The sequence below is a fragment of the Roseomonas sp. 18066 genome (assembly GCF_902706185.1).
Classification (GTDB): Bacteria; Pseudomonadota; Alphaproteobacteria; order Acetobacterales; family Acetobacteraceae; genus Pseudoroseomonas.
In genome coordinates, this window is record NZ_CACSJM010000109.1 from 1 (window position 1) to 22,424 (window position 22,424).

Here is a 22,424-nt window from a genome sequence, read left to right on the forward strand (position 1 = left end):
CAGAGGTGTATAAGAGACAGTGCCCGGGCTGCAGGGCCATGCCATCCTGGTCGGCTATGGCCGGGTCGGCAGCACCATCGCCGCCGCGCTCCGCCGCCACAACCTGCCGCTGGTCCTGGTCGAGGAGGACCGCCACGTCGCCGACCGCGCCCGTGCCGACGCCCTGCCGGTGATCTGGGGCGACGCCGCGCGGGAGGAGGTGCTGCAGGCCGCCCGCCCGCGCCAGGCGCGCCTGCTGATCCTGGCCCTGCCCGGCGCCTATGAGGCGCGCCAGGTCATGGCCCTGGTCCGCGCGGTGAACCCGACCATCGAGGTCGCCGTCCGCACCCATGACGATGACGAAATCGCCTGGCTGCGCCAGGAAGGCGGCGTCGGCCTGGCCGTCATGGGCGAGCGCGAGGTCGCCCTCGGCATGGCCGATTTCGCGCTGCAGCGGCTGGGGGTGCCGGCCTCGACCGCCCAGGCCACCGTCGACGTGCTGCGCGCCCGCATGCCGGGCGAGGCCGCGGCATGACCCCCGAAGGTCCGCTCGGCCGGCCGCATCTGACCCATCACGCCGCCGCCGGCAGCCCGACCCTGCTGCTGCTGCACGGCGCCGGCTGCGGCGGCTGGGTCTGGGACGGGTTTTCCGATTTCTTCCAGCATGCCGGCTATCCGGTCGAGGTGCTGGACTTCACCCGCCGGGCCCAGGGGCGGGATGCCGGGCTCGGCGACTATGTCGCCCAGGCGCGGGCGGCGCTGGCGGAAATTGGCGGGCCGGTGGTGCCGATCGGCCATTCGCTCGGCGCCCTGGTGGCGCAGCGCCTGCTGCTGGAGCCGCGGCTGCACGCCGCCGCCCTGCTCTGCCCGGTGCCGCCGGAAGGCCTGTGGTTCTCCGCCGCCCGCCTGGCCTTCGCCGACCCGACGCTGCTGGCCGAGGCCGCGCGGATGGACGCGCCGCCCGGCAGCGCGCCGCCGGAGCTGGCCGGCAGCCTGTTCGGCGCGGCCATGCCGATCGAGGATGCGCGGCGCCACATCGCCCGCATGGGCGGCGAAAGCCCGACCGCGCTGTGGGAGGCCCAGGCGCCGCAGCCGGTGCCCTATGGCTGGCTGCACGGCCGCCCGGTGCTGGTGCTGGGCGCCGGCGAGGACCGGCTGATCCCGGCCGACGCGGTGGAGCGCTGCGCCCTGTGGCACGGCGCCGCCTCGCCCGGCTTCTTCCCCGGCCTCGGCCACCTGATGATGCTGGAGCCGGGCTGGCCCGCCGTCGCCGAGCGGGTCCTGGCCTGGCTGAAGCGGCTTCAATAGGCCGCAGCGATCTCGCGGGCGAAGTCGCGCCAGTCGTTCTTCCGCGTCGCCGCCTTCGGCGTGCCGTCCGGCAGCGTGGCGTAGAGGGTCAGCGCCCCCTTGGCCCAGAGCCCGTCGAACAGCCGCTCGTCGGAGAAGGCGAGCTCGGTGGTGCGGGCGAAGACGCCGTCCTTCACCTTCGGCTGCACCTTCCACAGCCACCAGGCGATGCCCGCCACCAGCAGCAGCGCGCCGATATGGATGTTGACGATGCGGGCGCCCAGGAAGCTGACCACCAGGATCAGCACCGGCATCCACAGCGTCTCCACCGGCCGATAGACCGGGGAGCCTGGCGTGTTCATCTTGCGGATATGCACGCCGAGCTTGATCCGGTCCTGCCGGACCAGATCCTTCAGCGTCTCGAACTCTTCGCTCATGCGGCGCTTGTCTCTTCCCCAACACCGCCCGGGTTGAAGGCGGCACGCATCAGCGCCTTGGTATAGGGGGCCTGGGGGTTGGACAGCACCGCCGCCGCCTCCCCTGCCTCCACCACCTGGCCGCCTTTCAGCACCATGATCCGGTGCGCCATCGCCCGCACCACCCGCAGGTCATGGCTGATGAACAGATAGGCCAGGCGGTGCCGCGCCTGCAAATCCCGCAGCAGCTCCACCACCTGCGCCTGCACCGAGACATCCAGCGCGCTGGTCGGCTCGTCCAGCACCAGCAGCCGCGGCTGCAGCACCAGCGCGCGGGCGATGGCGATGCGCTGCCGCTGCCCGCCGCTGAATTCATGCGGGTAGCGCTCGGCGGTCGAGGGGTCGAGCCCGACCTCCGCCAGCGCCGCCGCCACCCGCCGCTGCCGCTCGGCGCGCGAGACGTCGCCAGCATGCACGGCGAGGCCTTCGCCCACGATCTCGGCGACGCTCATCCGCGGCGACAGCGCGCCGAAGGGGTCCTGGAAGACGATCTGCATCCGCGCCCGCAGCGGCTGCAATTCCCGCCGCGTCAGCCCCTGGATCGGCCGGCCCTCGAAGGTGATCGCGCCGTCGCTTTTCTCCAGCTGCAGCAGCGCCAGGCCCAGCGTCGTCTTGCCCGACCCGCTCTCGCCCACCAGCCCCAGCGTCTCCCCCTCGCGCAGCGCGAAGGAAACATCGCGGCAGGCCTGGATGGCGCCGACCTGGCGGCGCAGCAGCCCGCGGCGGATCGGGAAGGCGACATTCACCTGGTCCGCCTGCAGCAGCACCGGCGCGCCCTCCGGCACAGGCGCCGGCGCCCCGCGCGGCTCGGTGGCCAGCAGCATCTTGGTGTAGTCGTGCTGCGGATTGCCCAGCACCGCGGCCGCCGGCCCCTGCTCGACCACCCGGCCGTGCCGCATGACGACGACCTTGTCGGCATGGGCGCGCACGATCGACAGGTCATGCGTGATCAGCAGCAGCGCCATGCCCAGGCGCTGCTTCAGCTCCGCCAGCAGCGCCAGGATCTGCGCCTGGATGGTGACGTCCAGCGCCGTGGTCGGCTCGTCGGCGATCAGGATCTTCGGGTCGTTGGCCAAAGCGGCGGCGATCATCACCCGCTGCCGCTGCCCGCCCGACAGCTGGTGCGGAAAGGCGTCCAGCCGATGCGCCGGGTCCGGCAGCCCGGCCCGCTCCAGCAATTCGATCACCCGGGCGCGCAGGGCCGCGCCACGCAGCGGGCGATGCAGCTGCACAGCCTCCGACACCTGCCGCCCCACGCTGTGCAGCGGGTTCAGGCTGGTCATCGGCTCCTGGAACACCATGCCGGCGACGCCACCGCGCAGCCGCCGCAGCTCGGCCGGCGACGCCGTCAGCACATCGACCCCGTCCAGCACCACCCGGCCGGAGGGGTTGGCGCCGGCGGCCGGCAACAGCTTCAGGCAGGACAGGGCGGTGACGCTTTTGCCGGAGCCGCTCTCGCCGACCAGCGCGACCGTCTCGCCCGGCAGCACGTCGAACGAGACATCCTCGACGACAACACGGCCGCGGAATCCGACGCTCAGGCCATCAACCGAAAGAAGAGCGCCAGGGGCGCCGCCCCTGGACCCCGCCGGGGGGACAAGGTCCCCCCGGACCCCGCCATCAGAAAGCGACGTCATGCTCCACCCCCGGGCAGCTTGCGGGGATCGAAAGCGTCACGCACCGCCTCGCCCACGAAAATCAGCAACGTCAACACGCCACCCAGCACGACGAATGCCGATATCCCCAGCCAGGGCGCCTGCAGGTTGTTCTTGCCCTGCGTCACCAGCTCGCCCAGCGACGGCGACCCCGGCGGCAATCCGAACCCCAGGAAGTCCAGGCTGGCCAGCACCGTGACGCTGCCGGACAGCAGGAACGGCAGGAAGGTCAGCGTGGCCACCATGGCATTGGGCAGGATGTGGCGCAGCATCACCGACCCGTCGGAGACGCCCAGCGCCTTGGCGGCGCGCACATAGTCCAGGTTGCGGCCGCGCAGGAACTCGGCCCGCACCACCCCGGTCAGCGTCATCCAGGAGAAAAGGAGGAGAAAGCCGAGCAGGGTCCAGAAGCCGGGCTCGATCATCGCCGACAGGATGATCAGCAGGAACAGCTGCGGCATGCCCGACCAGATCTCGATGAAGCGCTGGAAGCCGAGGTCGATCCAGCCGCCGTAATAGCCCTGCACCGCCCCCGCCGCGATGCCGATGACCGAGGCCGTCAGCGTCAGCGCGAAGCCGAACAGCACCGAGATGCGGAAGCCATAGATCACCCGCGCCAGCACGTCGCGCGACTGGTCGTCGGTGCCCAGCGGGTTGCGCCAGCTGGGCGGCGCCGGCGACGGCCGGCCCAGATCCTTGATGATGGTGTCGTAGCGGAACGGCAGCGGCGGCCACAGCACCCAGCCGCCCTTGGCCGCGATCTCCTCCAGCAGCGCCGTGTCGCGCCAGACGGCGGCGGTGGGGAAGCCGTCGGGGATGATGTCGCTCTCGGCATATTCGACGGCGACGGGCACGTACCAGCGCCCCTCGACCTTGGCCAGCAGCGGCTGGTCGTTGGCGACGAGCTCGGCGAAGAGCGTCACCAGGAACAGCGCCAGGAAGATCCACATCGACCACCAGCCGCGCCGGTTGGCGCGGAAATTGGCCAGCCGGCGCCGGGTGATCGGGGTCATCGCCGCGCCTCGAAGTCGATCCGCGGGTCGACCAGCGTGTAGGTCACGTCGCCCACGATCTGCATGACCAGCCCCAGCAGGGTGAAGATGTAGAGCGTGCCGAACATCAGCGGATAGTCGCGCCGCAGCGCCGCGTCGAAGCCGAGCTGGCCGAGCCCGTCCAGCGTGAAGACGATCTCCACCAGCAGCGCCCCGGTGAAGAAGATGCCGATGAAGGCCGAGGGGAAGCCGGCGATGATCAGCAGCATCGCGTTGCGGAAGACGTGGCGGTACAGCACCCGTCCCTCGCCGGCGCCCTTGGCCCGGGCGGTCAGCACGTATTGCTTGCCGATCTCGTCCATGAAGGAGTTCTTGGTCAGCATGGTCAGCCCGGCGAAGCCGCTGACCACCAGCGCCGTCGTCGGCAGCACCATGTGCCAGGCGTAATCCACCGCCCGCTGCCACCATGGCCAGTCGGCCGCGCCGGAGGAGGCCAGCCCGCGCAGCGGGAACAGCTGCAGGAACGACCCGCCGGCGAACAGCACCACCAGCAGGATGGCGAAGAGGAACCCCGGCACCGCATAGCCGACCAGCACCACGGCGGAGCTCCAGACATCGAACCGCCCGCCGTCGCGCACCGCCTTGTGGATGCCCAAGGGGATCGACACCAGATAGATGATCAGCGTCGACCACAGGCCGAGGCTGATCGAGACCGGCATCTTCTCCCAGATCAGGTCGATCACCCGGCGGCCGCGGAACAGGCTCTCGCCGAAGTCGAAGGTCAGGTAGCCCTTCAGCATCTTGGCGAAGCGCTCGGCCGGCGGCCGGTCGAAGCCGAATTGCCGCTCGATCTCGCGCACCACCGCCGGGTCCATGCCGCGCGCGCCGCGATAGGCATTGGCCGAGCCCTCGCCGCCGCTGCCGGCGGCCGAGCGGATCTCGCCCTGGCTCTCGCCGGTCAGCCGGCCGATGCTGCTGCCGCCCTGGCCGCGAATCTCGGCCAGCGCCTGCTGCACCGGCCCGCCCGGCGCGCCCTGCACGATGATGAAGTTGATCAGGATGATGCCGAACAGCGTCGGCACCAGCAGCGCCAGGCGCCGCAGCAGATAGGCGCCCAAGCCTCAGCCCTCCATCCGCGCGCGCCGAAGCGGGGGTGCCGGCATCAGCCCGCCTGGCTGCGGTCGGCCGGCAGCGCCTTGTCGCGCGCCGTGTCCACCCACCAGCTGTCCAGCGCCAGGGCATAGCGCGGGTTGCGCTCCGGCCGGCCGAACTTGTCCCACCAGGCCACCCGGAAGGTCCGGCTGTGCCAATGCGGGATGACGTAGAAGCCCCAGAGCAGCACCCGGTCCAGCGCCCGCGTCCGGTCGATCAGCGCCTGCCGGTCGGGGGCGGCGACCACCAGCTCGACCAGCGCGTCGACCACCGGGTCACTGACGCCGATCATGTTGCGGCTGCCCGGCTTCTTCGCCTCGGCCGAATCCCAGAAGTCGCGCTGCTCGTTGCCCGGCGACAGCGACTGGCCGATGACGTCGATCGTCATGTCGTAGTCGAAGGCATCCATCCGCACCTGGTACTGCGCCGGGTCGATGGTGCGCACCCGCGCCTCGATCCCCAGCCGCTGCAGCGCCTGGATATAGGGCAGCGCCACCCGCTCGAAGGTCGGCCCCTCCAGCAGGATCTCGAAATTGAAGGCCTCGCCCTTCTCATTCGCCAGGCGGCGGTCCTTCACCGTCCAGCCCGCCTCCTTCAGCAGCGCCAGCGCCCGGCGGGCATTGTCCCGGTTGGCGTTGCTGCCATCCGAGGTCGGCACCCGATAGGCGGTGGTGAACAGCTCCTCCGGCACCCGGCCGCGGAAGGCCGACAGCACCATCAGCTCGCCTTCCGAGGGCAGCCCGCTGGAGGCCAGCTCGGAATTCGAGAAATACGAGCTGGTCCGCGTGTAGCTGCCGTAGAACAGGTTGGCGTTCATCCATTCGAAGTCGAAGACCAGCCCCAGCGCCTCGCGCACCCGGCGGTCCTGGAACATCGGCCGGCGCAGGTTCATCAGGAAGCCCTGCATGCCGGTCGGCAGCTCGTGGCGGATCTCTTCCTTCTTCACCAGGCCGCGGCGCAGGGCGGGGAAGTCGTAGGCGGTGGCCCAGTCCTTGGCGACGTTCTCCGAGCGCAGGTCGATCTGCCCGGCCTTGAAGGCCTCCAGCGCCACCGTGCTGTCGCGGAAATACTCGTAGCGCATCACGTCATAATTGTTGGTGCCCTTGCGGGTCGGCAGCTCGCGCGCCCAGTAATCCGCCACCCGGCGATAGGTGACGCTGCGCCCGGCCTCGAAGGCCTCCAGCCGGTACGGGCCCGAGCCCAGCGGCGGCGTCAGCAGCGGCGCGCTGAAATCGCGCCCCTCCCACCAATGCTTGGGCAGCACGGTCAGCTGGCCCAGGATCTGCGCCAGCTCGCGGTTGTCGGCGGTCTTGAAGCGGAAGGTGACGCGGTGCTCGCCCTCGGCCACCACCTCCGACACGTCGCCCCAATAGGCGCGGTAGAAGGGGCGGCCCTTGTCGCGCAGCGTCTCGAAGCTCCAGACCACGTCGGCCGCGGTGATCGGCTTGCCGTCATGCCACTTCGCCGCCGGGTTCAGCAGGAAGGTGACGCCGCGATTGTCGCGCGGCAGCTCCACCGCCTGGGCGACATGGCCGTATTCGCAGCTGGCCTCGTCGCTGCTCGGCACCATCAGCGCGTCGTAGATCAAGCTGTTGCTGCCCGCCGCCGGAGCGCCGCGCAGGATGAAGGGGTTGAAGCTGTCGAAGCTGCCGATGGTCGACAGCACCAGCTGCCCGCCCTTCGGCGCCGTCGGATTGACCCAGGGCCAATGCGGGAAATCCACCGGCAAGGCGGGCTCCCCCAGCAGCGACAGCGCATGGGCGCGGCGCGGCGGCGGCGCGGCCTCGGCGGCGGGCGCTGGGGCCGCGCCTGGAGGCTGGGCAGGCGCCGGGGCTTGCGCGAAGGCGCGCGGCATGGCCGCACCCGTGGCGAGGAGGAAACCGGAGGAGAGCAGGTCGCGGCGGCGCATGCCCCTAAGATGGAGGCATCCCCCCCATGGCCACAACCTTTCTTCCGGGGCTTCTTCCCGCCTGCCGCGGTCTTGTTGCGGGGCGGCGGGCGAAACAGCCGGCGGCCGTTACCGGCCGACACACTATTGGCCAGAAAGCGGCCTAGGCCAGCCGGCGCAGGTCCAGCGTGCGGCCGTGCGGCGGCTCCAGCAGCTTGTAGTAGCAGTGCCCCGACACCGTCCGCCCCTTCACCCGGGCATAGGCCGGATGCGTGCCCCAGCGGGTGTAGCCCTGGCTTTCGAACAGCGCGATGGCGGTGGTCTGGGTCTCGCGCACGTCGAGGTTCAGCACCCGGTGGCCCAGCGCCGCCGCCCGTTCCTCCACCCGCTGCACCAGCAGCCGCGCCAGGCCGTGGCCGCGCGCATAGGGGGCGATATAGGCATGGGTCAGCTGCGCGCCGAAGGCCTGGGCCTCGTTGTTGCGCGGCGGCCTGATCAGCTGCGCCGAGCCCACCGGCACCCCGTCGAGGCGGGCCACGAACAGCTCGCAGGCCGGCACCAGCAGCACGCCGCGGAAATGCCGCGCCAGCGCCTCGCGCCCCTGCGGATCGACCCAGCCGAAGCCGCCGCCCTCGATGATGGCCGCGTCCGTCGCCTCGCAGAGATCGGCGAGCTCGGCATCGTCGAGGGTTTCGGCGCGTTCGACCTGCAGGTCGTGCTGGGTGGTGGGCATGGTCAGGGGCGCCAGGTCATGAAGTTGGCCAGCATGCGGAGGCCGGTGAACTGGCTCTTCTCGACATGGAACTGGGTGCCGAACAGGTTGTCGCGGCCGATGATCGCGGCGACCGGCCCGCCATACTCGGTGGTGGCCAGCGTCTCGCCCGGTCGGCCGCCGGTCAGCGCGTAGGAATGCACGAAATAGGCGTGGTCGCCCGGCGCCACGCCTTCCATCAGCGGGTGGCCGGGGGCGAAATCCAGCCCGTTCCAGCCCATCTGCGGCAGCGGCAGCGGCCGGCCTTCGGCGTCCTGCGGGTCCATCGGCGCGATGTCGCCCTCGATCCAGCCGAGGCCGGGGGTCACCCCATGCTCCAGCCCGCGCCCGGCCATCAGCTGCATGCCGACGCAGATGCCCAGGAACGGCACGGCGCGGCGGATCGCCGCCTCCTGCACCGCCTCGATCATCCCCGGCATGGCGTCCAGCCCGCGGCGGCAGGCGGCAAACGCCCCCTGGCCCGGCATCACCAGCCGGTCGGCCGCGGCCACCGCCTCGGCCCGGGTTTCCACCGTGATCTCGGCCGCGACCCCGGCATCGGCGGCGGCGCGCCGCAGCGCCCGCAGCACCGAGGCCAGATTGCCCGAACCCGGATCGACCACCGCGACCTTCATGCTGCCTTGCCCCATTCCGCCATGGCCCAGTCCGGCCGGCCCTGCAGCGCGCGGGCGAGCGCGGCGTCGGCGTCGCGCGCCAGCACCACGCCGGCCACCGGCCGACCCTGCCGCGCCAGGGTCCAGCGCCGGATATCCTGCGCCTCCAGCCCGGTCAGCAGCGCCAGCAGCCCGAGGCCGAGGCCCCGCAGCGCCTCCGGCAGCAGCAGCGCCAGCAGCACCGACAGCGCCAGCCACAGCACCAGCGCCAGCCACTGCCCGTGCCGCAGCAGCCAGAGCGGGCCGAACAGGAAGGCGGCGAGGGAAAACCCCTCCGGCACCAGCGCCAGGCCGGGGCCGGAGGCCGGGCGCGGCAGCGGCGCGCCGGTCGCCGGCACCGAGGCGCGCGGCGCGCCAGGGGGCGCTGTCGCGGCCATGCCGGCCGGCAGGTGGACGGTCCAGCCGCGCATCACCCCTCCAGCACGCCCTTGGTCGAGGGGATCACCCCCGCCGCGCGCGGATCGGGCTCCACCGCCTGGCGCAGCGCGCGGGCGACGGCCTTGAACACGCCCTCGGCGATGTGGTGGGCATTGGTGCCGGCGCGCTGGATGACATGCAGGGTGATCCCGGCATTCATGGCGAAGGCGCGGAAAAATTCCTCGAACAGCTCGGTGTCCATCTCGCCGACCTTGTCGCGCGGGAAGGTCACGCTCCAGGCCAGGTACGGCCGGCCGGAAATGTCGATGGCGGCCTCGGCCAGCGCCTCGTCCATCGGCACCACGGCATGGCCGTAGCGGCGGATGCCGCGCTTCTCGCCGAGCGCGCGCTTCACCGCCTGGCCCAGCACGATGCCGACATCCTCGGTGGTGTGGTGGAAATCGATGTGCAGGTCGCCCTTCGCCTCGACGGCGAGGCCCAGCATGCCGTGCCGCGCCAGCGCGGTCAGCATGTGGTCGAGGAAGCCGATTCCCGTGGCGATGGCGCCCGGGGCGGCCTCCGGGCCGGCATCCAGGTCCAGGCGCAGGCGGATATCGGTCTCGCTGGTGGTGCGGGTGATCTCGGCGGTGCGGGGCGCGGGCTGCATGGCGCCTGATTAGACCGCGCGACCCGGCTTGCCCAGGGCCTGCTGCGTCCGGCGGTTTTTCGCCAGATGGAATTTCGTGGAAGGAAAAGCCAGCGGAGACGTGACCGCCCCTTGCGCGGCGCCCCCCGCTTGCTGCGGCGCCTGGCCGATGCCATCTGCCGGGGCATGAACGTCTCATCGCACGATCCGATCGGCTGGCACGGCACCACCATCCTCTGCGTCCGCAAGGATGGCCAGGTGGCCATGGCCGGCGATGGCCAGGTCAGCCTCGGGCAGACCGTGGTGAAGGGCAATGCGCGCAAGGTGCGCCGCATCGCCAATGGCAAGGTGCTGACCGGCTTCGCCGGCGCCACCGCCGACGCCTTCACCCTGCTGGAACGGCTGGAAGCCAAGCTGGAACGGTTTCCCGACCAGCTGGAGCGGGCCGCCGTCGAGCTGGCCAAGGACTGGCGCACCGACCGCTACCTGCGCCGGCTGGAGGCGCTGCTGGCGGTGGCCGACAAGGACCGCTCGCTGCTGATCACCGGCAATGGCGACGTGCTCGAATCCGAGGATTCGATCATCGGCATCGGCTCCGGCGGCAACTACGCCCTGGCCGCCGCCCGCGCCCTGATCGATGTCGACGGCCTGACCGCCGAGGACATCGCCAAGAAGGCCATGGGCATCGCCGCCGGCATCTGTGTCTACACCAATGGCCGCTACGTGCTGGAGACGCTCTGACCCATGTCCGAGACCCTGACCGCCGACGCCGTCAACCTGTCCCCGCGCGAGATCGTCTCTGAGCTCGACCGCTACATCATCGGCCAGAACGACGCCAAGCGCGCCGTCGCCATCGCGCTGCGCAACCGCTGGCGCCGCCAGCAGCTGCCCGAGGCGATGCGCGAGGAGGTGGTGCCGAAGAACATCCTGATGATCGGCCCGACCGGCTGCGGCAAGACCGAGATCGCCCGCCGCCTGGCCAAGCTGGCCGACGCCCCCTTCATCAAGGTCGAGGCCACCAAGTTCACCGAGGTCGGCTATGTCGGCCGCGACGTCGACAGCATCATCCGCGACCTGGTCGAGATTTCCATCACGCGCCTGCGTGAATCCTCCCGCAAGGCGGTGCAGGCCAAGGCGGAGCTGGCCGCGGAAGAACGGCTGGTGACGGCGCTGGTGGGCGAGGGCGCGTCGGGGGAAACCCGGATGAAGTTCCGCCGCATGCTGCGGGACGGCAGCCTGGAGACCCGCGAGGTCGAGGTGCAGGTGGCCGAGCCCGCCAGCCCCGCCGCCGGCATGGATGTGCCCGGCATGCCGCCGCAGCAGATGGCCGGCATCCAGGAGATGATGGGCAAGATGTTCGGCCGCCAGGCGCGCCCGCGCAAGCTGACGGTGGCCGAGGCCCGCATCGCGCTGACCCAGGACGAGGCCGACCGGCTGCTCGACCAGGAGAAGCTGACCCGCGACGCGGTGGCTCACGCCGAGAATCACGGCATCGTCTTCATCGACGAGATCGACAAGGTCTGCGCCCGCTCGACCGATGGCGGCGGCCGCGGCGGCGATGTCTCGCGTGAGGGCGTGCAGCGCGACCTGCTGCCGCTGATCGAGGGCACCACCGTCGCCACCAAGCATGGCCCGGTGAAGACCGACCATATCCTGTTCGTGGCCTCGGGCGCCTTCCACATCGCCAAGCCCTCCGACCTGCTGCCGGAGTTGCAGGGCCGGCTGCCGATCCGCGTCGAGCTGGGCGCGCTGACCCGCGACGACTTCCGCCGCATCCTGACCGAGCCCGAGCATTCGCTGTCCAAGCAGTATGTCGCGCTGCTGTCGACCGAGGGGCTGACGCTGGAGCTGACGGCCGACGCCATCGACGCCGTCGCCGACCTCGCCGCCGACATCAACGCGCGGGTCGAGAATATCGGCGCCCGGCGCCTGGCCACCGTGCTGGAGAAGCTGCTGGAGGAAATCTCTTTCACCGCCAGCGACCGGCCGGGCGAAACCGTGAAGGTCGATGCGGCCTATGTGAAGGAGAAGGTGGCACCGCTCGCCGCCAGCGCCGATCTCAGCCGCTTCATCCTGTAACGGAGGCCCACCCGCCATGAGCGAGTCCCTGCCCGCCACCCTGCCGGCCACCCTGCCGCTGCCGGCCGAGGCCGAGGCCCAGCTGGCCGAGGCACGCCGGGTGCTGGAGGAAAGCTCGCTCGCGGCGCGGCTGGCCGGCATGGCCGGCACGCCGATCGAGGCGCTGCGACGGCGCCTGCCCAATGTCGCCCAGGGCATGGTCGACAGCGCGGTGAAGACGGCGCTGGCCAAGGCGCTGTCGGCGGCCATGCGCAGCGATCCCGGGCGCAGCCTGCCCGGCGTCTCCTCCGACTGGCTGCATCGCGGGCTGGCGGTGGCCAGCGGCGCGGCGGGCGGCGCCTTCGGCCTGGCCGGGACGCTGGTCGAGCTGCCGATCTCCACCACCCTGCTGCTGCGCCAGATCGGCGCCGAGGCCGCCGCCGCCGGCGAGGACACCACCCAGCCGGAAACCGGCGCCGAATGCCTGAAGGTCTTCGCGCTCAGCGGCAACACCGCCGCCGACGACGCGACCGAGACGGGCTACTTCGCCACCCGCCTGGCCCTCGCCCAGTTCCTGCCGACGATGGGGGCCAACCTGCTGCCGGGCTTCATCGCCGCCATCGCCGCCCGCTTCACCGGGCCGGTGCTGCTGAAGCTGGGCGCCCAGGCGGCGCCGGTGATCGGCGCGGCGGCAGGGGCGGCGGTGAACCTGGCCTTCCTCGAGCATTTCCGCAGCCTGGCGCGGGCGCATTTCTGCGTCCGGCGGCTGGAGCGGGAATATGGGGCGGATGCGGTCCGGGCGGCTTACGAGGTGCTGGATGCGCGGGCGAGGTTCGGGAAACAGTAAGCAAGGCCGGGGGGATAGTATCCCCCCGGACCCCGCCGATTCTTAAGCAGGCCTTCGCGCCTTCAACGCCGCCGCCAAGGTCCCGTCATCCATCACATCCAGCGCGCCGCCCATTGGCACGCCTTGCGCCAGCCGGGTGACCACCACGCCGGAACCCGCCAGCCGGTCCGCCAGGTAGTGGCCGGTGGTCGCCCCGTCGACGGTCGCCGGCAGCGCCAGGATCACCTCGCGGATCTCGCCGGCGGCGACGCGTTCCAGCAGCGGCTCGATGCGCAGGTCCTCGGGCCCGACGCCGGACAGCGCGGCCAGCACGCCCCCCAGCACATGGTACAGCCCGCGATGGACATGGGCGCGCTCCAGGGCCCAGAGGTCGGCCACGCCCTCGACCACGCAGACCGTCTCCTGGTCGCGATGCGGGTCGGTGCAGAGGCGGCAGGGGTCCTCGGTGTCCAGGTTGCCGCAGACGCGGCAGGGGCGGACGGCCTCGGCGGTGCTGCGCAAGGCTTCCGCCAGCGGCAGCATCAGCCCGCCGGGATCCTGCAGCAGCTTCAGCGCGGCCCGCCGGGCGCTGCGCCGGCCGAGGCCGGGCAGCCGCGCCAGCATCGCCACCAGGCGCTCGACCTGATCGGGACCGCGCATCAGGCCGGGGTCAGAACGGCAGCTTGAAGCCGCCGAGCCCGCCGCCGCCCATGCCCGGGATGTTCAGCCCGGCCGTCGCCTTCTGCATTTCCTCGGCCATCATGGCCTCGACCTTCTGCTTGGCGTCGGCATGGGCGGCGACGATCAGGTCTTCCAGGACCTCGCGCTCCTCCGGGTCGACCAGGCTGGGGTCGATCTGCAGCTTCTTCAGGTCGCCCTTGCCGGACAGCGTCACCTTCACCATCCCGCCGCCGGCGGCGCCGTCGACCGTCATGGCGTCCAGCTTGGCCTGCATCTCAGCCATCTTGGACTGCATCTGCTGGGCCTGCTTCATCATCGAGGCAAGGTTCTTCATGGGACCTCCGCGGGGAACATCTGGGGAAAATCAGGAACCGAGATCGTCGAGCTCGGCGAATTCGGCGTCGAGCGGCGCGAAGTCGGGCCCGTCATCGGGGGCATCGGGGCCTTCGGCGGCCTCGGGCGCCGGCGGCAGGCCATAGGCGTCGAGACTGTCGTCGCGCAGCGCCTCGACCTGGGCGCCGGGGAAGGCCAGCAGGATCGCCTGCACCATCGGATGGGCGCGGGCGATCTCGAGGCGCTCGCTGGCGACGTGGCTGCGCTGCTGGGCGATGGTCGGCTCGCCCTCGGCATTCGAGAGAGAAATCGTCCAGCGGCTGCCGGTCTGCTCCTGCAGCAGCGAAGAAAGCTGCGCCGCCAGGTCGCGCGGGGCGGCCGGGGTCTGGCGCATCTCGATGCGGCCGGGGGCGAAGGCGACCAGATGCGTCGAATGCAGCAGATGCGCATGCACCATCGGCGCCCGGCCGGAGGCCAGCGCCACCACCTCGCGGAAATTGCGCGGCTGGGCGACGGCGGCGGGGGCGATGCTCTCGGCCAGCATGGTCGCGGCGCCGCCGCCGGCCACCGCGCGGCTGCCGCCGCCACCGCCCATGCCGCCACCATTCGACGGGGGCGCCGGCGCGGCCAGGCTGGCGCCGTTCTCGGTCAGGCGCTTCACCAGCTCGCCCGGGGTCGGCATCTCGGCCAGGTGGGCCAGGCGGATCAGCACCATCTCGGCCGCCGCGCGCCGGTCGGGCGCCTCGGCCACCTCGGAAATGCCCTTCAGCAGCACCTGCCAGGCGCGGCCCAGCACCGGGATTGTCAGCTTCTCGGCCAGCGCCGTGCCGCGCACCCGCTCCTGCTCCGGCAGCGACGGGTCCTGGCGCAGGGCGGGCACGGCGCGCAGCCGGGTCAGGGTATGGGTCAGCTCCAGCAGGTCGGCCAGCACCACGCCCGGGTCGGCGCCGCGCTCATGCCCGCCGTCCATCGCCGACAGCACGGCCGGGATGTCGCCGCGGAAGGCCGCTTCCAGCAGGTCGAACAGCAGGGAACGGTCGGCCAGGCCCAGCATGTCGCGGACCAGCCCGGCCTCGACGCCCTCGGGGCTGCCGGCGGTCTGGGCGATGGCCTGGTCCAGCAGCGACAGCCCGTCGCGCACCGAGCCATCGGCGGCCCGCGCGATCATGGCGAGCGCGGCGTCCGAGGCCGGCACCGCCTCGGCCGCGGCGATCCGGGCGAAATGGGCGCGCAGCTGCTCCTGCGGCACGCGCTTCAGGTCGAAGCGCTGGCAGCGCGACAGGATGGTCGCCGGGACTTTCCGGATCTCGGTCGTGGCGAAGAGGAACTTCACCTGCGGCGGCGGCTCCTCGAGCGTCTTCAGCAGCGCGTTGAAGGCCGCCGTCGACAGCATATGCACTTCGTCGAGGATATAGACCTTGAAGCGGGCGCGCGCCGGTCGGTAGCGCACCGCCTCGCGCAGCTCGCGGATATTGTCGACGCCGTTGTTCGAGGCGGCGTCGAGCTCCAGCACGTCCGGATGCCGGTCGGCCAGGATCGCCTGGCATTCGGCGCAGACGCCGCAGGGATCGGCGGTCGGGCCGCCGGTGCCGTCGGGGCCGACGCAGTTCAGGGCGCGGGCGATGATGCGGGCGGTGGTGGTCTTGCCCACCCCGCGCACCCCGGTGAGCATGAAGGCATGCGCCACCCGGTTCTGCGCGAAGGCATTCTTCAGCGTCCGCACCAGCGCGTCCTGGCCGATCAGGTCGGCGAAGCTCTGGGGACGGTATTTGCGGGCGAGAACCCGATACGGGGTCGCGGGGGCCTCGACGACAGGGGCCAAGGCGGGCATCGGCGCGACCATCGGCGCCGCGGGCGCCTCACCGAACAGGCCGGGCCCCTCGGGCGGCGGCGGGTCGCCGAACAGCCCGGGGCCCTCGGGCGCCGGCGGGTCGAGCGGATCGGTGATGTTGTCGCTGGGCATGCGCGCGGCGGATCCGGGTGGCGGCCCGGCGCGGGCCTCGTTTGCGAAAACGACGGGGGGTGCAGCGAAGCTCAGGGTGGAAGACCGACGGAACGACCCAAGCGGAAACTCGCTGCGGCTGCTTCCTTCCGGACCTGACCGGGTTGGCAAGGCGCCTGTCCGCCGCCGACCTTCCGAGGACACCATATCATGCCCCCCCCCCGTCCAGGCAAGGGGGGTGGGGCGAAGCGCGTCGGGGCCCGGACAACCGGCCCGAGTTGCCGTGCTCGCGCCCGCATGGCAGGCTCAGCATCGCATGCTGTCCATCCCGGCCTCCCGACCCAATGCCTATACTGGCAGCCCTCTCGACCGCGCCTCGGCGCGGCGGGACGATGCCGATTTCATCGCGGCCAGCCTGGCCTCGCCGGAGGTGCTGTTCGCGCCCGTCTGGCGAAGCCGCAGCCTGATGCGCGGCGTCGAGGCCGGCACGCCCGAAGCGGTGCTGCTGACGCCCCGCGCGGCAGAATCGGTCCGCATGGCCGGCGGCCCCTGGGCCTTCCTGGGCCTGTGGGAAGAACGCCCGGTCTTCGCGGTGGATTGCTCCGCCGCCGAGGACCCGCTGCCGCTGCTGCCGCCCGACATGGGCAGCTTCACCGACCTGCGCGCCGTCGCCGGCCTGCTGCCGCCCGGCGAGGCCAGCGTCCTGGCCCATGCCCGCGGCCTGATGCACTGGCGCGTCCGCCACCGTTTCTGCGGTGTCTGCGGCAATGCCTGCGAGCCGCGCTCGGCCGGCAACGCCATGGCCTGCACCGCCTGCAACGCCCAGCATTTCCCGCGCACCGACCCGGCGGTGATCATGCTGGTGACCGACGGCCCGCGCGCCCTGCTGGGCCATTCCACCCGCTTCCCCAGCACCATCATGTACTCGACGCTGGCCGGCTTCGTGGAGCCGGGCGAAAGCCTGGAGGAAGCCGTCCGCCGCGAGGTCCTGGAGGAGGTGGGCGTCACGGTGGGCGCCGTGCACTACCACTCCTCCCAGCCCTGGCCCTTCCCGGCCTCGATCATGCTCGGCTTCCATGCCGAGGCGCTGTCGGAAGAGATCACCATCGACCCGGAAGAGCTGCGCGACGCCCGCTGGTTCACCCGCGCCGAGATCCGCGAGAACGAGAAGCACGGCTTTGGCCTGCCACGCCTGGACTCGATCGCGCGACGACTGATCGAGGACTGGCTGGAGGCCGAATGATGATCCGCACCACCACCCTGGCCCTGGCGCTGCTGACCCTCGGCGCCTGCGCCTCCAGCGCGCCCGCGCCGCTGCTGCAGGACCCGCCCGCCACGCCGACCCACGCCGCCTGCCGCAGCGAAGCGCGGAACGACCCCGCGGTGATCTCCCTGGGCCAGCAGGCGAACCCGCTGAACTTCGGCAACCAGAACCGCCTGGCCCACGAAACCCGTGTCGCCGAGCTCCGCGCCTACCGCGAATGCCTGCGCCGGAACGGGATCATGGCGCCGGGGGGGGTTGAGGCGGTCAGGCCTTGAGACCTTTGAAGGTCGGGGGAATGAATTCCCCCGAACCCCCATCTTTTTTCTGATCACCGGCCGTTCGGTGACCTGCGCTTCAGCGGGACGCATTTTAAATAATCAGCGCTCGCTGACAGGTCGCACTGAGCTGTGGCCGTTTCACGTCCCGTTGCCTCGTGGACATGGCAATCAGACAGAAAAAAGAAGGGGTCCAGGGGAATTCATTCCCCTGGCCTGTCCCTGCCCTTACCCTCCGGCAACCCCCTGCGCATTCACCATGATGCTGTAGAGCGACCGCGACGCTGCCATGAACAGGCGGTTGCGATGGCGGCCACCGAAGCACAGGTTGGCGCAGCGTTCCGGCAGGTCGATATGGCCCAGCGCGGTGCCTTCGGCGTTGAACACTCGCACCCCGTCGAATTCGGGCCCGCCCATGCCCCAGCCGCACCAGAGGTTGCCCTCGATATCGACGCGGAACCCGTCCGGCGTGTCGCCCGGCGCGCCCTGCACCGCCACCCGCTGCTTCGACACCTTGCCGCCGGCGCCGACATCGAAGGCCACGATGCGGCGCGGCTCGGCGCGGCTTTCGACCACGTACAGGATGGTCTCGTCGGGGCTGAAGGCCAGGCCGTTCGGGCCGGCCAGACTGTCGCTCACCAGCGTCACCGCGCCGGTCTGGCCGTCGATGCGATAGACCGATTGCGGCAGCTCGGCTTCCGCCTTCTCGCCCTCGACATAGCCGGCGATGCCGAAGGCCGGGTCGGTGAACCAGATGCTGCCATCCGACTTCACCACCACGTCGTTGGGCGAGTTCAGCCGCTTGCCGTCATAGCGGTCGGCCAGCACCGTGATGGCGCCGTCATATTCGGTGCGGGTGACGCGGCGGGTCAGGTGCTCGCAGGTGACCAGGCGGCCCTGGCGGTCGCGGGTGTTGCCATTGGCGAAGTTGGAGGATTTCCGGAAGGTCGCGACCTGGCCGGTGGCCTCGTCCCAGCGCAGGATCCGGTCGTTCGGGATGTCGGACCAGTAGAGCGCGCGCTGGTCGCCGAACCACACCGGCCCCTCGGCCCAGCGGCAGCCGCCGGCCAGCTTCTCCACCGTGCCGTTCATCGCGCGGAAGCGCAGGAAGGACGGGTCGAAGGCGCGGAAGCGCGGCTCGGGGTAGCGCTGGCTGGGCTCCCAGGGGGTCTCGTTGTCGAAGGCCTGCACCATGACGGCTCCCTCTTGCTTGTCTGACAAGCAGACTGGCATGGGGCCGGACAGGGGGGAAGCCGGGCCCCCCCGCTGTCTCAGGCGAGGGCTGCGACCACCGCGGGCAGCAGCGCCTTGTCGCCCAGCGCGATCACCTCGCCCGGGCCGTCGAGGCGCAGCGGCGCGCCCTGCCAGTCGGTCAGGCTGCCGCCGGCGGCTTCCAGCACCGGCTGCAGCGCCACCCAGTCCCAGGGCTTCAGGTCGCCCTCGGCGATGACATCGACCAGGCCCAGCGCGATCAGCCCATAGGCGTAGCAATCGCCGCCCCAGGTCACCCGCCGCACCGCCTTGCGGAGCCTGGCGTGGCGCGGCGCCTGATCGGCGGTGAACATGTCGGGGCTGGTGCAGGACAGCTCGGCCTCCGACAGCGACGCGCAGGCGCGGATGCGCGGCGTGCCGCCCATCGGGCTGCTGAACCGCAGCGGCTGCCCCTCGACCCCGAGCCAGCGCTCATGGGTCGCCGGCTGGTCGATCATGCCGAGGATCGGGCGACCCTTGTGCATCAGCCCGATCAGGCTGCCGAACAGCGGCCGGCCGGTGACGAAGGCGCGGGTGCCGTCGATCGGGTCGATCACCCAGACATAATCGGCATCCGCCCGCTCGGCGCCATACTCCTCGCCGATCACGCCGTGATCGGGGAAGCGCTCGGCCAGCAGGGCGCGGATCGTGCGCTCGGCGGCCTTGTCGGCCTCGGTGACCGGGCTGGCGTCACCCTTGGCCTCGACCAGCAGGGCGGAACGGAAAAGGGGGCGGATAACCGCCCCCGCCGCCTCGGCGGCCGCTTCGGCCGCCGCGATGAAGTCCTGCATCGGCACGCTGCTCAGGGCAGCGGCTTCGGGCTCGCATCGAGCGAGCGCAGATAGGCGATGACATCGGCGCGCTGCTTCACGTCGCGGATGCCGGCGAAGGCCATCCGCGTGCCCTTCACGGCGCGCGCCGGGCTCGCCAGGAACTCGTTCAGCGCGGCGTAGTCCCAGGGCTTGTCGGACATGCCCTTCATCGCCGGCGAGTAGTTGAAGTTGTCCAGGTGCGCGTGGTGGTTGCCCAGCACGCCATACAGGTTCGGACCGACCTTGTTGGCGCCGCCCTGCTCGAAGCTGTGGCAGGAAGCGCACAGGCGCCCGGCCATCTGCCGGCCGGCATCCGCATTGGCGGCGGCCAGCAACGGCTCCACCGGCTCCAGCGCGGGCGCGGTATCCGCCGGCGCACCGGCCGGGGCGCCGACGCCCTCGATGGTGATGGCCGGCTTATCCAGGCGATGCGGATGCACCACCGTCTCTCCCACCAGGCCCGCCACCATGAAGGCGATACCAGCGGTCAGGACGGCCGCGAACGCCTTGTTGACCTCCAAGCTCATGCTGCCGATCCATCCCATCCCAAAAGCCATGCGACTCGACTAGCGAGGGAGCGCGTTTGCGCGCGGCAGGGGCCTCGACTAGAAGCGTCGGACCATAGTGGCAGAGGCCGGGCGCTTCAACCCGTTGCCCCATCGGGATACTACGGCGCCGGGACGAAACCGCCCGCGCCATTCCCGGGGGGCCGCATCGCGGCCGCGCCCGCCGCCCATCCCGCCGTTTCCGACCCGCGGAGGCGACGGTGCCAGCCAGACGGAAACGAGACCAAGAAATGAGCGGAGTGATCGCCTTCCAGGGCATGCCCGGCGCCTATTCGGACCTGGCCTGCCGCAGCGCCTATCCGGGCTGGACCACGCTTCCCTGCCCCAGCTTCGAGGCGGCGATGGAAGCCGTGCGCGACCACCGCGCCGACCTCGCCATGCTGCCCTGTGAGAATTCGCTGGCCGGCCGGGTGCCCGACATCCACCGCCTGCTGCCCGATTCCGGCCTCTTCGCCGTGGGCGAGCACTACCAGCGCGTCGAGCATTGCCTGCTGGTCAACAAGGGCAGCACCCTGGCCGGGCTGAAGCGCGCTCACAGCCACCCCGTCGCCCTCGGCCAGATCCTGAAGCTGCTGAAGACCCTGCAGCTGCAGCCGGTGATCGAGGCCGATACCGCCGGCGCCGCCAAGATGCTGGCCGAGCACCCCTCGGCCGAGGATTGCGCCATCGCCTCCTCGCTCGCCGGCGAGATCTACGGGCTCGAGATCCTGCAGCGCAACGTCGAGGACGCGGCCCACAACACCACGCGCTTCTACGTCATGTCGCGCGAGGCCGCGGCCCCCCCGGTCGACGCGATGAACACGGTGACCACCTTCGTCTTCCGCGTCCGCAACATTCCCGCCGCTCTCTACAAGGCGCTCGGCGGCTTCGCCACCAACGGCGTGAACATGACCAAGCTGGAGAGCTACATGCTCGACGGCCATTTCACCGCCACCCAGTTCCTCTGCGACGTCGACGGCCATCCCGACCATCCGGGCCTGAAGCGCGCGCTCGAGGAGCTGGACTTCTTCTCGCGCGAGCTGAAGGTGCTGGGCTCCTACCCCGCGCATCCCTACCGCCTCGGCCAGGTCGCCGAAGCCGATTGACCAGGAAGGAAACAGACACAATGGCTGACATCGCGATCGACATCGGCGGCGAGATCTTCCTGGCCGACTTCGAGGAGAAGGCGGCGCCCCGCACCGTCGCCCGCTTCCGCACCCTGCTGCCCTACAAGGACCGCATCATCCATGTCCGCTGGTCCGGCGAAGCCTGCTGGATCCCGATGGGCGAGCGCGACCTGGGCATCGGCTACGAGAACGCCACGTCCTACCCGGCGCCGGGTCAGGTCATCGTCCATCCCGGCGGGATGAGCGAGACCGAGATCCTCGTCGCCTACGGGCCCTGCTGCTTCGCCAGCAAGGCCGGCCAGCTGGCGGGGAACCACTTCCTGACCATCAAGGGCGACCTCGACAAGCTGGCGACCATCTGCCGCTCGGTGCTCTGGGACGGCAACAAGCCGATCACCTTTCAAAAAGCCTAAAAACAGAAAGCGCTGGGGGGAAGTATCCCCCCCGCAAACCTATAGGTTTTGCGCCCCTTCTATTTCTGCAAGTTGGGCTTCCGCATGAACAAATGCGGGATGCCAACGTCCAAAAACTCTTCGCCTTCGACCACATAGCCCAGCCGCTCATAGAACGGCACGGCATGCACCTGCGCCTCCAGCACGAATTGCTCGACGTCGGCCACGGCCGGATCGCCCTCGATCCAGCGCATCACGGCAGCCCCGGCGCCGGTGCCGCGCGCCACGCGCCGCACCGCCACCCGGCCGATCTTCGCGACCCGGCCCTCCTCCTTCAGCACCACCCGCGCGGTGGCCACCGGCTCGCCGCCGCGCCGCGCCAGCACATGCAGCGCGCTCGCATCCAGCGCGTCGTATTCGTCGGATTCCGGCACCTGCTGCTCGACGACGAACACCTCGCGCCGGATGGCGAAGCACGCCTCCCGCTCCGCCGCGTCGACCACCCGCGCAATCTCCAAGCCACTCATCAACCACCGCTCCAGGCAGACAAAGAAGAAAGAACCTCCCGTCATTTGGCTTGCCTGGCAATCACCGCCAGCGCCGCGGCGCTGATCGAGATCTGGCCCAGCGTCTGCGTCAGGTCGCGGATGAAGCCCCAGGTCTCGTAGGGCGAAGGATCCTGCGGCACCACCACCAGCGACCCCGGCGGCACCGGCGGCCCGCCCGCCTGCCAGGCCCCTAAGCCCGCCGCGGCCGATTGCCCGTTCGGCAGCACCACGAAGGCCCGCCCGCCATCGGCGAAGCGCTGCGTGCCCCCCGAGGCCCGCACGTAATCCGTGGCGCGCCAGCCGCTGCTGAATTGCAGGCTGCCCGGGTTCAGCACGGCGCCCACCACGGTGACCTCGTTCGGCCGCTTCGGGATGGCGATCAGGTCGCCCGGCTCCAGCAGCACATCCAGCTCCGGCCGCGCCGCCAGGATCACCGGATTGGCCTCCACCACCATGCGGCCGGCGGCCCGCGCCTCGCGCAGCGAGCTCGCCAGCTCCCGCCCCGCGGTGATC

26 protein-coding genes and 1 other RNA gene are annotated in these 22,424 nt (G+C 71.1%); 9 read left to right on the plus strand and 18 right to left on the minus strand.

Features of this window, described 5'->3' with window-relative positions; all coding sequences use genetic code 11:
• The first annotated feature begins 19 nt into the window (after window positions 1–19).
• Together GVN67_RS20135 and GVN67_RS20140 are read left to right on the plus strand one after the other, a co-directional pair.
• Window positions 20–514, plus strand: coding sequence for an NAD-binding protein (locus GVN67_RS20135; protein WP_159999124.1), 495 nt, complete (start codon window positions 20–22; stop codon window positions 512–514).
• Complete coding sequence (locus GVN67_RS20140; protein WP_159999125.1) at window positions 511–1,287, plus strand: alpha/beta hydrolase; 777 nt, start codon at window positions 511–513, stop codon at window positions 1,285–1,287. Before GVN67_RS20135 ends, GVN67_RS20140 begins: the two co-directional genes overlap by 4 nt.
• On the opposite strand, the gene GVN67_RS20145 is transcribed toward GVN67_RS20140, so the two are convergent.
• The 9 genes from GVN67_RS20145 to hisB all read right to left on the minus strand — a co-directional run bounded on the left by GVN67_RS20145 (window position 1,281) and on the right by hisB (window position 9,878).
• Window positions 1,281–1,703, minus strand: coding sequence for a hypothetical protein (locus GVN67_RS20145; RefSeq protein ID WP_159999126.1), 423 nt, complete (start codon window positions 1,701–1,703; stop codon window positions 1,281–1,283). The two genes, GVN67_RS20140 and GVN67_RS20145, sit on opposite strands and share 7 nt — an antisense overlap.
• Window positions 1,700–3,379: an ABC transporter ATP-binding protein gene (locus tag GVN67_RS20150; protein WP_159999127.1), complete on the minus strand. Its 1,680-nt coding sequence runs from the start codon at window positions 3,377–3,379 to the stop codon at window positions 1,700–1,702. The genes GVN67_RS20145 and GVN67_RS20150 overlap by 4 nt, the downstream gene beginning before the upstream one ends.
• Window positions 3,376–4,410, minus strand: coding sequence for an ABC transporter permease (locus tag GVN67_RS20155; RefSeq protein ID WP_159999128.1), 1,035 nt, complete (start codon window positions 4,408–4,410; stop codon window positions 3,376–3,378). The genes GVN67_RS20150 and GVN67_RS20155 overlap by 4 nt, the downstream gene beginning before the upstream one ends.
• Window positions 4,407–5,507, minus strand: a complete 1,101-nt coding sequence (locus tag GVN67_RS20160; RefSeq protein WP_159999129.1) for a microcin C ABC transporter permease YejB — start codon at window positions 5,505–5,507, stop codon at window positions 4,407–4,409. Before GVN67_RS20160 ends, GVN67_RS20155 begins: the two co-directional genes overlap by 4 nt.
• A gap of 44 nt (window positions 5,508–5,551) precedes the next feature.
• Entirely contained in the window at window positions 5,552–7,450 is a 1,899-nt protein-coding gene (locus GVN67_RS20165; RefSeq protein ID WP_159999130.1) for an extracellular solute-binding protein, read from the minus strand.
• Window positions 7,451–7,592: 142 nt separating this feature from the next.
• Entirely contained in the window at window positions 7,593–8,162 is a 570-nt protein-coding gene (locus GVN67_RS20170; RefSeq protein WP_159999131.1) for a GNAT family N-acetyltransferase, read from the minus strand.
• Between the two features lie 2 nt (window positions 8,163–8,164).
• Entirely contained in the window at window positions 8,165–8,815 is a 651-nt protein-coding gene (gene hisH / locus GVN67_RS20175; protein WP_159999132.1) for an imidazole glycerol phosphate synthase subunit HisH, read from the minus strand.
• Window positions 8,812–9,264 (minus strand): DUF2628 domain-containing protein, encoded by a 453-nt coding sequence (locus GVN67_RS20180; protein WP_200845321.1) that lies wholly within the window; start codon window positions 9,262–9,264, stop codon window positions 8,812–8,814. The genes hisH and GVN67_RS20180 overlap by 4 nt, the downstream gene beginning before the upstream one ends.
• Window positions 9,264–9,878, minus strand: coding sequence for an imidazoleglycerol-phosphate dehydratase HisB (hisB, locus tag GVN67_RS20185; protein ID WP_159999133.1), 615 nt, complete (start codon window positions 9,876–9,878; stop codon window positions 9,264–9,266). The genes GVN67_RS20180 and hisB overlap by 1 nt, the downstream gene beginning before the upstream one ends.
• Before the next feature lie 165 nt (window positions 9,879–10,043).
• Here hisB and hslV point away from each other — a divergent pair, with 165 nt between their 5' ends.
• Genes hslV through GVN67_RS20200 form a run of 3 tightly spaced genes read left to right on the plus strand, consistent with a single transcriptional unit; the run spans window position 10,044 to window position 12,762 of the window.
• Window positions 10,044–10,598: an ATP-dependent protease subunit HslV gene (gene hslV / locus GVN67_RS20190; protein WP_159999134.1), complete on the plus strand. Its 555-nt coding sequence runs from the start codon at window positions 10,044–10,046 to the stop codon at window positions 10,596–10,598.
• A gap of 3 nt (window positions 10,599–10,601) precedes the next feature.
• On the plus strand, window positions 10,602–11,936 hold the full coding sequence (hslU, locus tag GVN67_RS20195; RefSeq protein WP_159999135.1) for an ATP-dependent protease ATPase subunit HslU: 1,335 nt from the start codon (window positions 10,602–10,604) through the stop codon (window positions 11,934–11,936).
• A gap of 16 nt (window positions 11,937–11,952) precedes the next feature.
• Entirely contained in the window at window positions 11,953–12,762 is an 810-nt protein-coding gene (locus GVN67_RS20200; RefSeq protein ID WP_159999136.1) for an EcsC family protein, read from the plus strand.
• 42 nt (window positions 12,763–12,804) lie between these two features.
• On the opposite strand, the gene recR is transcribed toward GVN67_RS20200, so the two are convergent.
• The 4 genes from recR to ffs all read right to left on the minus strand — a co-directional run bounded on the left by recR (window position 12,805) and on the right by ffs (window position 15,889).
• Window positions 12,805–13,401, minus strand: a complete 597-nt coding sequence (gene recR / locus GVN67_RS20205) for a recombination mediator RecR (RefSeq protein WP_159999137.1) — start codon at window positions 13,399–13,401, stop codon at window positions 12,805–12,807.
• Between the two features lie 10 nt (window positions 13,402–13,411).
• Window positions 13,412–13,756: a YbaB/EbfC family nucleoid-associated protein gene (locus GVN67_RS20210; protein WP_159999138.1), complete on the minus strand. Its 345-nt coding sequence runs from the start codon at window positions 13,754–13,756 to the stop codon at window positions 13,412–13,414.
• 30 nt (window positions 13,757–13,786) lie between these two features.
• On the minus strand, window positions 13,787–15,718 hold the full coding sequence (locus GVN67_RS20215; protein WP_159999139.1) for a DNA polymerase III subunit gamma/tau: 1,932 nt from the start codon (window positions 15,716–15,718) through the stop codon (window positions 13,787–13,789).
• A gap of 79 nt (window positions 15,719–15,797) precedes the next feature.
• An RNA gene (gene ffs / locus GVN67_RS20220) (signal recognition particle sRNA small type) lies at window positions 15,798–15,889 on the minus strand.
• A gap of 124 nt (window positions 15,890–16,013) precedes the next feature.
• Between ffs and nudC the strand changes: the two genes are divergently transcribed.
• Both nudC and GVN67_RS20230 read left to right on the plus strand, forming a co-directional pair.
• Complete coding sequence (nudC, locus tag GVN67_RS20225) at window positions 16,014–16,940, plus strand: NAD(+) diphosphatase (protein WP_159999140.1); 927 nt, start codon at window positions 16,014–16,016, stop codon at window positions 16,938–16,940.
• A complete protein-coding gene (locus GVN67_RS20230; protein ID WP_159999141.1) occupies window positions 16,940–17,236 on the plus strand; it encodes a phosphoribosylamine--glycine ligase in 297 nt (98 codons plus the stop codon). The genes nudC and GVN67_RS20230 overlap by 1 nt, the downstream gene beginning before the upstream one ends.
• Before the next feature lie 228 nt (window positions 17,237–17,464).
• On the opposite strand, the gene GVN67_RS20235 is transcribed toward GVN67_RS20230, so the two are convergent.
• From GVN67_RS20235 to GVN67_RS20245, 3 genes are all read right to left on the minus strand, one after another.
• Window positions 17,465–18,430 (minus strand): SMP-30/gluconolactonase/LRE family protein, encoded by a 966-nt coding sequence (locus GVN67_RS20235; protein WP_159999142.1) that lies wholly within the window; start codon window positions 18,428–18,430, stop codon window positions 17,465–17,467.
• A 77-nt stretch (window positions 18,431–18,507) separates the two neighbouring features.
• On the minus strand, window positions 18,508–19,278 hold the full coding sequence (hisN, locus tag GVN67_RS20240) for a histidinol-phosphatase (protein WP_159999143.1): 771 nt from the start codon (window positions 19,276–19,278) through the stop codon (window positions 18,508–18,510).
• Between the two features lie 11 nt (window positions 19,279–19,289).
• Window positions 19,290–19,826 carry a cytochrome c family protein gene (locus tag GVN67_RS20245; RefSeq protein ID WP_159999144.1) on the minus strand — a complete coding sequence of 179 codons (537 nt, stop codon included), beginning with the start codon at window positions 19,824–19,826 and terminating at the stop codon, window positions 19,290–19,292.
• Between the two features lie 269 nt (window positions 19,827–20,095).
• On the opposite strand from GVN67_RS20245, the gene GVN67_RS20250 reads away from it, so the two are divergent.
• Both GVN67_RS20250 and GVN67_RS20255 read left to right on the plus strand, forming a co-directional pair.
• Entirely contained in the window at window positions 20,096–20,950 is an 855-nt protein-coding gene (locus GVN67_RS20250; protein WP_159999145.1) for a prephenate dehydratase, read from the plus strand.
• 20 nt (window positions 20,951–20,970) lie between these two features.
• On the plus strand, window positions 20,971–21,384 hold the full coding sequence (locus tag GVN67_RS20255) for a DUF3830 family protein (RefSeq protein WP_076960701.1): 414 nt from the start codon (window positions 20,971–20,973) through the stop codon (window positions 21,382–21,384).
• Window positions 21,385–21,443: 59 nt separating this feature from the next.
• Here the strand turns inward: GVN67_RS20255 and GVN67_RS20260 are convergent, their stop codons facing one another.
• Both GVN67_RS20260 and GVN67_RS20265 read right to left on the minus strand, forming a co-directional pair.
• Window positions 21,444–21,890, minus strand: a complete 447-nt coding sequence (locus tag GVN67_RS20260) for a GNAT family N-acetyltransferase (RefSeq protein WP_159999146.1) — start codon at window positions 21,888–21,890, stop codon at window positions 21,444–21,446.
• A 41-nt stretch (window positions 21,891–21,931) separates the two neighbouring features.
• Window positions 21,932–22,424: capsule biosynthesis GfcC family protein (locus GVN67_RS20265; RefSeq protein WP_200845322.1), on the minus strand; the 493-nt coding region annotated here is incomplete at its 5' end.